Annotated in this window: 11 protein-coding genes; 5 read left to right on the plus strand and 6 right to left on the minus strand. The window is 69.3% G+C overall.

The window, feature by feature from the left end:
- Window positions 1-53: 53 nt before the first annotated feature.
- The 5 genes from ACFSVL_RS01600 to ACFSVL_RS01620 all read right to left on the minus strand — a co-directional run bounded on the left by ACFSVL_RS01600 (window position 54) and on the right by ACFSVL_RS01620 (window position 6,039).
- Window positions 54-1,085: an ABC transporter ATP-binding protein gene (locus ACFSVL_RS01600; protein ID WP_378299660.1), complete on the minus strand. Its 1,032-nt coding sequence runs from the start codon at window positions 1,083-1,085 to the stop codon at window positions 54-56.
- The gene (locus ACFSVL_RS01605; protein ID WP_378299662.1) at window positions 1,082-2,179 is read right to left on the minus strand and encodes an ABC transporter ATP-binding protein; all 1,098 of its coding nucleotides are present in this window, start codon (window positions 2,177-2,179) and stop codon (window positions 1,082-1,084) included. The genes ACFSVL_RS01600 and ACFSVL_RS01605 overlap by 4 nt, the downstream gene beginning before the upstream one ends.
- Window positions 2,176-3,135 (minus strand): ABC transporter permease, encoded by a 960-nt coding sequence (locus tag ACFSVL_RS01610; RefSeq protein WP_378299664.1) that lies wholly within the window; start codon window positions 3,133-3,135, stop codon window positions 2,176-2,178. Before ACFSVL_RS01610 ends, ACFSVL_RS01605 begins: the two co-directional genes overlap by 4 nt.
- Window positions 3,128-4,108 carry an ABC transporter permease gene (locus ACFSVL_RS01615; protein ID WP_378299666.1) on the minus strand — a complete coding sequence of 327 codons (981 nt, stop codon included), beginning with the start codon at window positions 4,106-4,108 and terminating at the stop codon, window positions 3,128-3,130. Before ACFSVL_RS01615 ends, ACFSVL_RS01610 begins: the two co-directional genes overlap by 8 nt.
- A 188-nt stretch (window positions 4,109-4,296) precedes the next feature.
- Entirely contained in the window at window positions 4,297-6,039 is a 1,743-nt protein-coding gene (locus tag ACFSVL_RS01620; RefSeq protein WP_378299667.1) for an ABC transporter family substrate-binding protein, read from the minus strand.
- Window positions 6,040-6,696: 657 nt separating this feature from the next.
- On the opposite strand from ACFSVL_RS01620, the gene mshB reads away from it, so the two are divergent.
- From mshB to ACFSVL_RS01635, 3 genes are read left to right on the plus strand one after another with little or no spacing between them, the layout of a single operon-like run.
- Window positions 6,697-7,524, plus strand: a complete 828-nt coding sequence (mshB, locus tag ACFSVL_RS01625; protein ID WP_378299669.1) for an N-acetyl-1-D-myo-inositol-2-amino-2-deoxy-alpha-D-glucopyranoside deacetylase — start codon at window positions 6,697-6,699, stop codon at window positions 7,522-7,524.
- A complete protein-coding gene (locus tag ACFSVL_RS01630; RefSeq protein WP_378299688.1) occupies window positions 7,521-7,922 on the plus strand; it encodes a hypothetical protein in 402 nt (133 codons plus the stop codon). Before mshB ends, ACFSVL_RS01630 begins: the two co-directional genes overlap by 4 nt.
- Complete coding sequence (locus ACFSVL_RS01635; protein WP_378299671.1) at window positions 7,915-8,706, plus strand: hypothetical protein; 792 nt, start codon at window positions 7,915-7,917, stop codon at window positions 8,704-8,706. Before ACFSVL_RS01630 ends, ACFSVL_RS01635 begins: the two co-directional genes overlap by 8 nt.
- Window positions 8,707-8,710: 4 nt before the next feature.
- Here the strand turns inward: ACFSVL_RS01635 and ACFSVL_RS01640 are convergent, their stop codons facing one another.
- The gene (locus ACFSVL_RS01640) at window positions 8,711-9,469 is read right to left on the minus strand and encodes a site-2 protease family protein (RefSeq protein ID WP_378299690.1); all 759 of its coding nucleotides are present in this window, start codon (window positions 9,467-9,469) and stop codon (window positions 8,711-8,713) included.
- A 223-nt stretch (window positions 9,470-9,692) separates the two neighbouring features.
- On the opposite strand from ACFSVL_RS01640, the gene ACFSVL_RS01645 reads away from it, so the two are divergent.
- Window positions 9,693-10,016 carry a WhiB family transcriptional regulator gene (locus tag ACFSVL_RS01645; protein WP_378299673.1) on the plus strand — a complete coding sequence of 108 codons (324 nt, stop codon included), beginning with the start codon at window positions 9,693-9,695 and terminating at the stop codon, window positions 10,014-10,016.
- A 457-nt stretch (window positions 10,017-10,473) separates the two neighbouring features.
- Entirely contained in the window at window positions 10,474-13,782 is a 3,309-nt protein-coding gene (locus ACFSVL_RS01650) for a glycosyltransferase (RefSeq protein WP_378299675.1), read from the plus strand.
- Window positions 13,783-13,865: the final 83 nt, after the last annotated feature.

Below are 13,865 nucleotides of genomic sequence, written 5' to 3' on the forward strand. Positions count from 1 at the left end.
CGCGAAAGGGGCCTCGCACTGGTGAAGTGCGAGGCCCCTTTTTCGTTGCTGCGTCAGATCAGCTGCAGGCTTTCCGCGAAGTGGCACGCCACCGGGTGCGCGTGCCCGCGATCCACCAAAGCCGGCTCCTCCGTCGAGCACTTCTGGCGTCCGGCGTCGTCCAGCTGGTTGGCGAACTTCGGGCACCGGGTGCGGAACCGGCAGCCCGACGGCGGGTTGGCCGGGCTGGGCACGTCACCGGTGATCACGATCCGCTGCCGCGTCCGCTCCTTGCGCGGGTCCGGCACCGGGATCGCCGAGATCAGCGCCTGCGTGTACGGATGCGCCGGAGTCTCGAACAGCTCCTCCGACGGCGCGGTCTCCACGATCTTGCCGAGGTACATCACCGCGATCCGGTCCGCCACGTGCCGCACCACCGAAAGGTCGTGCGACACGAACAGATACGACAGCCCCAGCTCCGCCTGCAGGTCCTTCAGCAGGTTGAGCACGCCGGCCTGGATCGACACGTCCAGCGCGGACACCGGCTCGTCCAGCACCAGCACCTTCGGCTTCAACGCGAGCGCCCGCGCGATGCCGATGCGCTGCCGCTGCCCGCCGGAGAACTCGTGCGGGAACCGGTTGCCGTGCTCCGGCCGCAGGCCGACGGTCTTCATCAGGTCGCGGACCTGCTGCTTGCCGCCGTTCTCGTACAGCCCGTGGATGCGCAGCGGTTCGGCGATGATCTCGTTCACCGGCAGCCGGGGGTCGACCGAGGCGTACGGGTCCTGGAACACGATCTGCATGCTGCGCCGCAGCCGCTGCAGTTCGCGCTTGCCCATCTGCGCGAGGTCTTTGCCCTCGTAGGTCACCTTGCCGCCGGTGAGCGGCTGCAGCGCGAGCGCCACCCGGGCGGTGGTCGACTTGCCGCAGCCGGATTCGCCGACCAGCGCGAGCGTTTCGTGCGGGTAGATGTCGAACGACACGTCCGACACCGCCTGCACCGCGCCCGAGACGCGGCGGATCACCCCGCCGCCGCGGATGGGGAAGTGCTTCACCAGGTTCTGCGCGGAGAGGACGGGCGTCTTTCCCGCCGTGGCCTCGCTCATCGGTTCGTCTCCGTGTCGGTCGCGGCGGCCTCCACGGCGACCGGGACGGCCGCCGCGTCGGCCGAGGTGGCGCTGAACAGCTCGGCCGGGTCCTTCCCGACGACCTGGTCGGTGAAGTGACAGGCCGCGTGCTGGCCGTTCGGGCCCGCGACCAGCGCGGGCTCCTCCTCGTCGCAGATCGGCTGCGACAGCGGGCAGCGCGGGCTGAACGGGCAGCCCGGCGGCATGTTCTGCGTCGCGGGCGGCGAGCCGGTGATCGGCGTGAGCCGTTCGGTCTTCACGTCCAGCCGCGGCAGGCTGCCGAGCAGGCCCAGCGTGTAGGGCATCCGCGGGTTGTAGAAGATGTCGTCGACCGTGCCGGACTCGACCACCTTGCCCGCGTACATCACGTGCACCCGGTCGGCCTGGCCGGCGATCACGCCGAGGTCGTGGGTGATCAGCACCATCGCCGCGCCGGTTTCCTTCTGCGCGGCCTGCAGTGCCTCGAGGATCTGCGCCTGCACCGTCACGTCGAGCGCGGTGGTCGGCTCGTCCGCGATGATCACGTCCGGGTTGTTGGCCATCGCGATCGCGATCACCACGCGCTGGCGCATGCCGCCGGACAGCTGGTGCGGGTACTCGTCCGCGCGCTGCGTCGGGTTCGGGATGCGGACCAGGTCGAGCAGTTCGATCGCCTGCTTCTTCGCGACGTCCTTGCGCACGTCGTGGTGCGCGGTGATCGCCTCGGCGATCTGGTCGCCCACGGTGTACACCGGGTTCAGCGAGGTCATCGGGTCCTGGAAGACCATCGCGATGCCCTTGCCGCGGACCTTGTTCAGTTCCTTCTCGTTCGACTTCAGCAGGTCCTGCCCGCCGAACCGGATCGAGCCGGACACCTTCGCGGTCTTCGGCAGCAGGCCCATCACCGCGAGCGAGGTCACCGATTTGCCGGAGCCGGACTCGCCGACGATGCCGAGCACCTCGCCGCGCTGCAGCTGGTAGTTGACCCCGCGCACGGCGCTGACCACGCCCTCGCTGGTCGGGAACTGCACGGTCAGGTCCTCAACGACGAGGACGGGATCGCCGCCTTGTCCTTGCGAGCCGTTCTGGGTCATGCGCGCACCTTCGTCTGCTGGGGGTCGAACGCGTCCCGCAGGCCGTCCCCGATGAAGTTGATCGTCAGTGCGATCAGGATGATGAAAATGCCCGGGAAGTAGAACAGCCACGGCCGCGTGTCGATCGCGGTCTGCGCGCTGCTCACGAGCAGGCCGAGCGAGGTGTCCGGCGGCTGCACGCCGAAGCCGAGGAACGACAGCGCCGTCTCGAGCAGGATGGCGATCGACACGAGGATCGTCAGGTTGACGATGATCGCGCCGAGCGCGTTGGGCACCAGGTGCCGGAAGATGATCCGGCTGTCGCTCGCGCCGAGCGCCTTCGACGCCTCCACGAACTCCTTCTCGCGCAAGGAAAGCACGACGCCGCGCGCCACCCGGGACACGTACGCCCAGTAGAGGCCGCCGATGACGACCGCGATCAGCCACCACGTGCCGCCGGACTGGTGGCCGAGCACCGCGGCGACCGCGAGCAGCGGCAGCGTGAGCACGAGGTCGGCGATGCGCATCAGGACCGTGTCGAGCCAGCCGCGGTAATAACCGGCGACCGAGCCCCACACGGTGCCCACGACGGTCGCGAAGATCGCGACGAGGATCGAGATCTGCAGCGAGATCTGCGTCCCGCGCATCACCTGCGCGAGGGTGTCGTGGCCGACCGCGTCGGTGCCGAACGGATGGTCGCCCGAGGGCGGGGCCGAGTTCTGGTCGGTGATGTCGGCCGCGTTGTACTTCCACAGCGCCGCGCCGAGATAGGCGAACAGAATGATCAGCACGAACACGACGAGGCTGATCATCGCGAGCCGGTGCTGCAGGAACCGCCGGAAGACCAGCTGCGCCTGGCTGCGCTCCTTGACCGTGAACTCGCGTTCCGGCGCGCCCTGCGGGGTCTGCGGGTCGTCCGGAGCGAACCGAGAGCCGCCCAGCGTGGTGGGCGGGCCGGGGATTGCGTCGTTAGGCATAGCGGATCCTCGGGTCGAGCAGGCCGTAGAGCAGGTCGGCGATCAGGTTGAGCAGGATGATGAAGGTCGCTGCGATGAGCAGCCACGCCTCCACCGCGTACACGTCGCTGCGCTTGATCGCCTCCAGCAGGAATGCGCCGGCACCTTGCCATTGGAACACGGTTTCGGTGACGACGGCGCCGCCGAGGATCGAGCCGATGTCGAGCGCAGTCACTGTGGTCAGCGGGATCAGCGCGTTGCGCAGCGCGTGCTTGCGCGTCACTGTCCAGCGCGGCAGGCCCTTGGCCCGGGCGAGGCGGACGTAATCGCTGTTGAGCACCTCGAGCATCGAAGCGCGCTGGTACCGGCTCCAGGCCGCGTAACTGGTCAGCGCGAGCGAGATCGTCGGCAGGATCAGGTGGCCGAGCACGTCGCCGAACTGGGCCCAGAACCCGCCCGCGGCGACCACCGACGAGGACCCGATGGTGTAGAAGACCTGGTCGCCGACCGTCGTGTTGATCGAGATGCCGATCTGCTTCAGCACCAGCGCGAACCAGAACGACGGCATCGACAGGAAGAGGAAGCCGAAGAAGGTCGCGGTGTAGTCGAACTTCGAGTACTGCCGCGACGCGCTGATCACGCCGATCAGCACGGCGAGGATCAGCGCCACCACCATGGCGAGCACGATCAGCCGCAGCGTCACGCCGAACCGGCCGAACACCTCGCTGCCGATGTTCATGGTGGACTGGACCGATGGCCCGAAATCACCCTGCAGCACGCCGGTGATCCAGTGCCAGTATCGCTCGAGAATCGGCTGGTCGAGATGCAGCCGGATGCGTTCGAGCTCGATGGTGCGAGGGGGCGGCGGCGGGTTTCTCGCGATCAGCGGGGTCAGCGGATTGGCCGAAAGCGACACCATCACGAAGACGACGAACGTCGACACGATGAGGATCGGCACCGAGACGAAAAGCCGGCGCAGTGCGAAGGCAAGCATGGAGGTCTTCCTGCTCTGGACGGTGTTCTGCCATCGCCCGCCGCTTGTGGTGGCAGGGCCTCGGCGACGAAACGGGGCAATCGTGGTGTTCGGGAACTAAAAGGGCATTGGTTCGCGGATACGGTGAAGGGCCGGCTTGCACGGCCGGCCCTTCACCGGTTGTCCCGCGGGAATCTACCGGTCGTTGATCACTTCCGGATGCCCCACTCCGACATGTTGTACACCGGAGCGTCGAGCGTCGAGTTGTTGCGGATGTTGGCGATCTTGTCCGACGAGGCGATGAAGGTCGGCTTCTGGTACAGCGGAAGCACGTACGCGTCGTTGGTCATGATCTGGTCGGCCTGGTTGAGCAGGTCCGCCGCCTTGGTCTGGTCGTTCTCGGCGTTGGCCTCGGCCATCAGGTCGTCGACCTGCTTGCTGGTGTACTTGCCGTAGTTGCTGCCCTGACCGGTGCCCCACAGCTGCTTCGCGCCGCCGAACGGGAACGGCGAGGAGACCCAGGCGAACACGATGATGTCGTAGTCGCCGCTGGTGGTGGTCTGGCCGAGGTCGTCGGTGGACTGGACCTTCACCTTGACGCCCAGCTGGGCCGCGGTCTGCGCGAACAGCTCGCACTCGTTCTGCCGGATCTGGTTGCCGACGGTGTAGCGGATGCGCAGTTCGGGGATCGGCTTGCCGCTCGGGTCGGACAGCTGGTTGTTGTTCAGCTTGTAGCCCGCGTCGGTCAGCATCTTCTTGGCCTTCTCGACGTCACCGGAGCCCTGGCCGGTCGAGGTGACCACGTCCTTGTAGCCCTGCTGCTGCGGCATGAAGTTGTGGTTGTTGAGCGGCTCGACCTTGTTGGTGAACTGGCCGACCGTCTTGGCGATCATGTCCTTGCGGTTGATCGCGGTGTAGAGGGCCTGGCGCAGCGTCTTGTCGCCGAGCGCCGGGCTCTTCAGGTTGAAGTCGAAGTGCTCCCAGGTCAGGCCGAGGCCGATGTAGGAGGAGATGTTCGGCATGTTCTTGACCTGGTTGATCAGGTCGACCTGCGGCTGCGGGTAGATGACCTGCACCTCGTTGTTCTGCAGCGCGGTCGGCTCCTGCGTCGCGTCGGTGATGACGCGGAAGATGACGCTGTTGAGCTTCGGCTTCGCGCCCCAGTACTTCTCGTTCGGGACCTCGGTGATCGACTGGTTGTTGACGAACTTCGAGATCTTCCACGGGCCGCCGGTCCAGGTGGGGACGGTCGTGCCGAACCACTTGTACGACGACGCGAGGCCGGCCGGGGTGTTGGTGTCCCCGTGCTGCTTGGCCAGGTGCGCCGGGTACATCGCGCCGGACGAACCCCAGAGCTTCTTCCAGTCGGTGAACGGCTTGGAGAGCGTCGCGGTCACGGTCTTGCCGCCGTCCGAGCCGACGACCGAGGCGAGCTGGTCGTAGCCGGAGGTGTCGGCCGGGGTGCAGTCCGGGCAGTCCTTGCCGTTCTGCACCTTCCAGTTGTAGATGAAGTCGTCAGCCGAGAGCGGGGTGCCGTCGGACCACGACGCCTTCGGGTTGATCTTGTAGACGATCGTCGTCGGGCCGGTCAGTTCGGCCGACTCGACGAAGTCCTTGTTCAGGACCGGCTTGAGGTCCGGCGTCGCGTAGAAGGTGTAGGGCAGGATGCCCTTGGTGACCATGCCCGTCTCGAACACGTTGCCTTCGGCGGAAGTCACGTTCCAGTTCGGGATGTTCTTCTCGATGGCGAAGGTGACGTCGCCGCCCTGCTGCAGCTGATCGGCCTGCGCCGCGTTGCAGGTGTTCGGGTTCTTGTCGCAGTCGGCGAATGCCTGCCCGGTCTGCACCGCGCTGTTGCCGCCCCCGCCACCACCGCATGCGGAGAGCAGAAGGGCCGCGCCCGCGACGAACGCGCCGAGTTTCGCGGCGCGCGACCTAGTCGTCACTAACATTCATTCTCCTTGCTCGACGCCGTCGCGGGTTTGCGAGGCGGCTTCTTCTGACGCGCAAGCACCGATGGGTATCGCGTTGCTCACCGTAGCCGTGAAACTTAGGCATTGGACAGACGGCAAACCTATCGATCCGGACACTCTCAGTGAGATCGTTGCGGAACAGATATCTGTTGCCCCCTGGTTGCACCGTGGTTTCCGCACTTGTTTGGCTACCGTCAGTAGTTGATCACGGGACCGGCCGACCAGTTCGGGTGGCGCTTCGGTCCGGTGGGTCAATCGGCCCGGCGGACAATAACCGTCCCGTTCCGTGTGCGGTACCCCAGCTAATGGAGTAGTCGCACGGCCGCGACGAACCCGAAGTGACAAGAAATTGGTCCGATCTCGTGAAGCGAAACAATGCGCCCGCCGCCGGGAAGGGCAGGACAGCCCGGACGGCGAAAGGTGCTCGGTGGGTGTTCCGAGCATCTTGCGTCCTGACCCCGGTATTCCGAACCGCGGAACGTTCCGCGGAAGGGAACGCCCACGGTCCGGGACGCTGGTCCGACGTCGTGGGATGCGAGTGCATTTTCCCGTGCACGCAGGGGTTTTCCGGTCCCGGAACGCCGCGCCGGGGGTCGGCGTCCCTTGCCCGGCCGCGGCGGTCACTAACCTGAGGGCGTGAAGCGGAAGCTGTTGCTGGTCCACGCGCATCCCGACGACGAGAGCATCGCCACCGGCGGGGTCATCGCGCGTTACGCGGCCGAGGGCGTCGAGGTGTGCGTGGTGACCTGCACGCTGGGCGAAGAGGGCGAAATCGTCCCGCCGCGGCTCGCCCGCCTCGTCGCCGCGGAGGCCGACCAGCTCGGCGGATACCGGTCCGGCGAGATGGCCGCCGCGGCCGCCGCGCTCGGCCTCGCCCGCCACGAGTACCTCGGCGGCATCGGCCGGTGGCGCGATTCGGGCATGGCGGGCACCCCCGCCGCCGAGCATCCGCGCGCGTTCACCGGGGGCTCGGCGGCGGAGCAGACCACCCAGCTGCGCGAGCTGATCGACGACTTCGCCCCGCAGGTGGTCGTCACTTATGACTCCTTCGGCGGCTATGGCCACCCCGACCACATCCGCGCGCACGAGATCACCATGGCGGCGGCTCCGGACGCGCCGTCGGTCCAGCGGGTCTTCCACGTGGTCCAGTCCGAGGCCGCGCTCACCGCCGGGCTGGCCGAACTGCGCGCCGACGGGACATCACCGTTCCGGGTGGCCGCCGACGGCGAGCTTCCGTCCACTCCGGACGGCAAGATCACCACCGTGGTCGACATCTCCGCGCACCGGCAGGCGAAGCTGGCGGCACTGCGCGCGCACGAAACCCAGCTGACCGTCGTCGACGGCGGGGTGGCCCACTTCGCGCTCACCAACAGCATCGCCCAGCCGATCCCGTCCGCCGAGTACTTCGTGCTCGCCCACGGCGACGCGCACGGCGCCGAGACCGATCTGTTCGGCGGGTGGTGACCGTGTCCGCCCCGCTCACCCGAGACCAGCAGCTGATGCTGGTGCTGCTGGCGGTCGACGCGGTCGTGCTGGCGCTGCTCGAACTGTTCTTCCTCCCGCTGCGCCTCGGCCCGCTCGGCGAGGTGCCGCTGCCGGTCACCGCGCTCGTCGGAGCGGTCACCACGCCGTGGCTCGTGCTGACCGCGGCGAAGCTCGTGCGGCCGGGGCTGTCGTTCGTGCCGTTGCTGGTGTGGGTCGTCGTCGTGTTCGGGGTCGGACTGTTCGGCCCCGGCGGCGACGTCGTGCTCGTCCAGGACTGGCGCGCGCTGCTTCTGCTCGGCCTGAGCGCGCTGCCCGCCGCGCTCGTTCTCGGCGGCGGGCTCGGCCGGGCCGCGGCGAAGAGCGGTGCCCATGTCTGAGGCCATTTCGGACCGTCAGGTCGTCGCGATCCTGCGCCCGTTCGTCCGCGCCAGCGCCCCGATGCTCGACGCGCTGCGCGAGTCCGACCCGTTCGGCTTGCAGGCGCGCGCCCGCCGCGGCGAGGACGAATTCGCCGACGCCGGGTTCAAGAAGAAAATGCTCGACGCGCTGACGACGGTGAAAGTCCCCGGCACCGCGGCGTGGGCGGCGATGGACATCGACCAGCGGGCCGGCTGGTGGGTCAACCGCGTCGGCAGGCTCACTTCGCTGCTGACGTCGATCCCCGGTCTCGGCGGCGCGCTCGCCGACCGGCTGCCGGTGCAGGACACCCTCGGCGCCGCGTCGCAGGGGCTGGTGCTGTGCGCGATCGCGGGGGAGTACGGCGTGACCGACGTCGGCAGCCGCGTCCGGCTGATCGCCGCGGTGCTCTTCGAACGCGACATCGACGCCGACCTCGCGGCGGGTGCGCGCCGGGACAAGTCCGCGGAGTCCGCAGAGGACAGTGAGACCGAGCGGCTCACCGAGGAACTCGACGAATCCCGCCGCAAACACGGCAAGGTCACCGCGAAAGCCGTTGCCAGCACGCTCTGGCACCTCGGCAAGTCGCTGTGGGGCATCACCGGCGAACTCGAGAAGCGCCCGCGCGGCCGATGGTTCCACCGGGCACTCGGGATGCTGCCGGTGGTCGGCGCGGCGGGCGACTACCTCGGCGAGCGCTCCGGGCTCAAGAAGGTCTGGAAGCGCGCGCACGCGTGGCTCATGGCCCACCGCCAGTGGGACTGAGCCCTCACCGCCAGAACAGGAACGCGGTCTGCCCGATGTACGACGCGCCCGCGTTGCCGCCGATCGGTTCGTAGATGTGCCCGGCGACCGTCCAGAGCAGATCCGACAACGGCCGGAAAAGAAAGAACAGCGCGAACAGCACCAGCGGCGCCCACGGCCGCACCCGCGCGCCGAACGCCCGCGCCTGCGGCGAGAGGTACGGCTCCAGCGCGCCCCAGCCGTCCAGCCCCGGCACCGGCAGGATGTTGATCAGGAACGTCATCACCTGCAGCAGCGCGAGGTACGACATCGCGTAGAAGAGGCCGCTCGCCATCGGGATCAGCATCGTCGCCAGGCACAGCGCGGCCCCGACGGCGAGGTTGCTGAGCGGGCCGGCCAGCGAGGTCCACGACGCCGTCGCGCGGTTGCGCAGCGCGCCCCGGTTGATCCACACCGCGCCGCCGGGCAGCGGGATGCCGCCGATCAGCAGGAAGATCAGCGGCAGCACGAAGGACAGGACGGGGTCGGCGTAGCGCCGGACGTCGAGCGAGAGGTACCCCTTGTGAGCGATCTCGTGATCACCGCCGCGGAAGGCGACGAAGGCGTGCCCGAACTCGTGGAGCGTCAGCGACGCCATCCAGCCGCCGAGGACGAGCAGCACCACCCCGGCGATGAACATCGGGTCGCGGGAACCGAGAAGAGTCGTGGAATCACCGTATGCAGCCAGGAAACCACCGGCGACGGCGACGGCGAGGATGCCGAGGAAGATCGGGCTCGGACGCACTGCTGATCTCTGCACCCCACCAGTCTTCCGTATGCCCGGTGTGAAGTCTTCGGCGTGTCCCCTTGCGCACCCGGACACAGAGATCCCCCGAACTCGCTACTCGGCTTGACCTGGCCGACCTACACAGGTGTAATCACAGTGATGTCATTCGCTGTCGGAGGGGGCAGCGGGTGTCGTTTCACCACCGCCAGCCTGGGGAGTGCGTAGGAGCGAGGAGGCGGACGTGCGGTTGGAAGCGGACAACAGGGAATGGGGGCACGTCGTGGGTTGGGGAGAGAACCCGGAGCAGCAGCTCGGGGATCTGACCGACCTTTTCGACGTCCCCGAGGAGCAGGACTGGCAGGAGCGCGCCCTGTGCGCGCAGACCGACCCGGAGGCGTTCTTCCCCGAGAAGGGCGGCTCGACCCGCGAGGCCAAGCGGATTTGCCTTGGCTGCGAGGTCAAGGACGACTGTCTCGAGTATGCGCTGGCGCACGACGAGCGCTTCGGCATCTGGGGCGGACTGTCCGAACGGGAACGTCGCAAGCTGAAGAAACGCGCTATCTAAAGGGTTTCCGATCCCCCGGTCCGCATGGGCCGGGGGTGCGCCCCGCTGCCGGGCTCACGGCGGGCGGGCGACGCGGCCGGTGCGTCCTGGCGGGATGGGAGTCCTCGCCGGGGTGGCACCCGGTACTTTCGCGCGGCCCGGTCCGGAGGTCCCGCGAGGGCAGAAGTGCCGTCATGAGGGCCGGAAAACCGGTGCTGTGCCGTGGTTCTCGATGTGATCTTCGTCTTCCGCCGCGGAAACCTCAGTGTGCCGCGGATCGCACGCCGCGCGGTCGGTCGCGGCTCGTGGCGAGAGCGCCCGTGGGGCGCGAACGGAATTCCTCTTGCCGCCGCCCGATCGGGCGGCGACTGGTCCACGCGGTGGGATCCGCCGGGCGTGCGGCGTGGGCCGATGTCTCCGCGCCGGGCCACGCCGTAGGGTGACCGCACCCATCGTCCCGTCCGAGCAGGAGCCGTTCTTGCCTCGCACCGTCGTTCCGCCCGCTGTGCGGACGTTGCCCGTTCTGGCCATTGTGGTCTGTCACGACGGCGAAGAATGGCTGCCGCTGGCGCTTTCCGCGTTGCGGCGCAGCACAGTCCGTCCGCGGCACGTGCTCGCCGTGGACACCGGATCCACCGACCGTACCCCGAAACTGCTCGCCGACGCAGCGCAGCCGGGAGCGGCCGCCGAGGAACCCGTGCTGTCCGGAGTTGTCACTCTGCCGAGTGAAACTGGGTTCGCGGCGGCGGTCGCGGCGGCCGTCGCGCACGCGGTGGAACGGTGGGGCGATCCGGGAACGTGGCTGTGGGTGCTGCACGACGACTGCGCTCCCGAACCGGACTGTCTCGATCAACTCGTCCGCGTCGCGGAGGAAAACCCGTCCGCGAAGGTGCTCGGGCCGCTTGGCACCGACTGGACCGATCCACGGCTGATCGTCGAGGCCGGGCTGTCCACCGACGCCGCCGGGCACCGCCAGCAGATGGCCGCGCCGGACGGCGAACCCAGCGAGGTCCTCGCCGTCCCCAGCGCCGGATCGTTGGTGCGGCGGGAACTCTGGGACGACCTCGGCGGCTACGACGAGGACTTCCCGTTGCTGCGCGAGGATCTCGACTTCGGCTGGCGGGCCAACGCGGCCGGCTCGCTCGTGCTCTCGGTGCCCGCCGCACGCGTCCGGCACGCCCGCGCCCTGTCCACCGGACAGCGCACCCCGGACGCCGCTGGCCGTCCGCTCGCCGCACTCAACCGTGCGCACGGCGTGCGCGTCTTTCTCGTGAACTGTTCGGCCCCGTCGTTCTGGTTCGGGCTCGTCCGGCTGCCGGTGCTGCTGGTGCTGCGCGCGTTCGTGTTCTTCGTGCTGCGGCGCACCACCGAGGCGGGCGCGGAGCTGGCCGCGCTCGGATACCTGTGCGGGGGCAAGGGAAATCTCCGCGCGGCCCGGGCCTGGCGGCGCGATCAACCGCGGCCGGGCACCGTCCGCGGGCTTTTCACGAGCCGGATCGCGAGGCTGCGCAACGCGATCGGCGCCGGGGTGGTCGGGCTCGTCCGGCGCGGGGTGCAGAGCGACGTCGCGCTCGGGACGGTGCCGGAAAGCGTCGAGCAGGAGTCCGCATGGATCCCGCCGGAGGCGCTCGCCGCGTCCGGCGCTCGCCCGGTCGGACCGGACGCCTTGCCCGCCGGTGCGCTGCGCGGCCTGAGCACTCGCGGCCGGGGGCTGCGGCGGCCGGGCACGGTCGTGGCGGTCACGCTTCCCGAAGCGCCGGTGTCCGAAGAGGACACTGAACCGGTCGAGGAGACGACGGCCCATCCGTCGCCGTCGCCCCGTCCGGAGCCAGCCGCGGCGGAACCGGACCTGGTGTTCGTGGAGGTCAACCGCCGGCGCGTGCTCGCCGCGACCGTCTTCGCGCCGCCGGTGGTGCTGGTCGTTCTGCTCACCGCGCTGGCGCTGGTGCTCAACCGCGGCCGGCTCGGCCTCGACCTGTGGGGCGGACAGCTGCTCCCGGTCGGCGGGCTCGGCGAGATCTGGTCGACGTACCTGTCGCCGTGGCATTCGATCGCTGGCGGCACCGGCGCGCCCGCGCCCGCGACGCTGCCGGTGCTTGGCACGATCGGCGCGATCTTCGCCCCGATCGGCGGCCCGGCCGCGCTCGTGGCGATCTTGCTCATCGGCGACATCCCGCTCGCCGCGCTCAGCGCCTACGTCGCCACCCGCAAGCTCGCTGTGCGCCGCTGGGTCCGCGCCGCCGTGGCCGCGACGTACGCCTTGCTGCCCGCCGCCACCGCGTCGGTCGCGCAAGGCCGGCTCGACGTCGTTGTGGTGCACCTCGTGCTGCCGCTCGTAGTCGCGGGCATCGTCCGGCTGCTGACCCGGCCAGGCACGCGGTGGCTGCACGTGTCCGCGCTGTCCGCGTTCGGTGTCGCGCTGCTCGGCGCGTTCTCGCCGCTCGCGCACGGGCTCGCGCTCGTTGGCCTGCTGGTCGGGTTCGTGGTGCTGCCCGCACCGTCCGGGTTGGCTCGGCGGGTCGCGTCGGTCGGGATCGTGGTGCTGTTGCCGCTGGTCCTGCTGCTGCCGTGGCCGACGGTGCTGCTGCGGCATCCGGAACTGCTGCTGCAGGGCCTTGGCGGTCCGGCCGCGCCTGCGTCCGCTACTGACCTCGCCGGTCTTACTCCGGGCGGGCCGGGTGCGTGGCCGATCGGGGTCGTGGTGCTCGCGGCGACGCTCGTCGCGCTCGTGGTCCGGCCGCGGAAGCAGGTGGTCGGTGGGCTGGCGCTTGCGGTGCTGGGGCTGGTCGGGGTGGTCCTCGTCCGGCAGGTGCAGCTGACGCCGATGCAGGGCGGTGCGCCCGCGTCGGGGTATGCCGGGGTGCCGTTGCTGGTGGTCGGGGCCGGGCTCCTGTGGGCGGTGCTGGCGACTTGGCAGCGTGGTGGTTCGGCGATGCCGGTGGCTTGGCTGCCGAAGGTGCTGGCGGTCGCTGGGGCTGTCGTGGTGGCTGCGCTGGCGGCTGGGGCGGTCGCTACTGGGGCGGAGGGGCCGTTGACGGCGGCAGCGCGTCCGCAGCTTGCGCCGGAGGTGGCGGCGGATGTCGCGGCTACTGGGCGGGCGGTGCTCGACGTCAGTGCTGGGCAGGTAAGGCAGACCGGGGGGCGGCTTGCGCTCTTTGGTGATGATGAGCTTGCGCCGGTTAAGGGGACGCCGGAGCGGTTGGCTGAGTGGCGGCGGAGCCTGGGGCAGGGGGACGTCGCGGCGCTGAAGCGGGTTTTCGCGGCTGCTGCGGCTTCTGGGGTTCAGTACGTGGTGCTGCCGGGTGGGACGGATGCTCGGGCGTTTGCCGCTGCGGCTGGGGATCTTGCTGCGGTGGCTGCTCCTACTTCGGATGGGCGGCCTACGTTGCGGTTGCTGCCTAAGTCTGGGGAGGTGGCGTTGATTTCGCCGGAGCTGGCTAAGCAGGCGGTGACCGGTGGAGGGGCGCCGGGGACTAATCCGGGGATTTCGCCGGTTGCTGCTCGGTTGCCGGATGTGCGGGTTCGGGCTTCCGAAGGGCCGACGGGGCGGTTGCTGGTGCTGGCGGCGGAGCAGGAGGCCGGGTGGGTGGCCAGTGTGAATGGGAAGGCGGTGCCGATCGTGCCTGCTTGGGGGCATCAGGTGGCGGTGTCTGTTCCTGCGCAGCCTTCGGAGGTGTCGGTGATGTTTCCTGGGACTGAGCGGGGGTTGTTGTTGCTGGTGCAGTTGGCTGCGGTGTTGTTTACGGCGTTGACGGCTATTCCGTCTCGTCGGCGGGTGTCGGCGTGAGGCTGGCTCGTCGCCTGGCGGCGACATTGCGCCTCGTGGGTTGTGGGGGCACCCCGAAGCCTGATTGTGATGACGGTCTGAGG

The sequence above is a fragment of the Amycolatopsis silviterrae genome (genome assembly GCF_042684085.1).
In the GTDB taxonomy this organism is placed as follows: Bacteria; Actinomycetota; Actinomycetes; order Mycobacteriales; family Pseudonocardiaceae; genus Amycolatopsis; species Amycolatopsis silviterrae.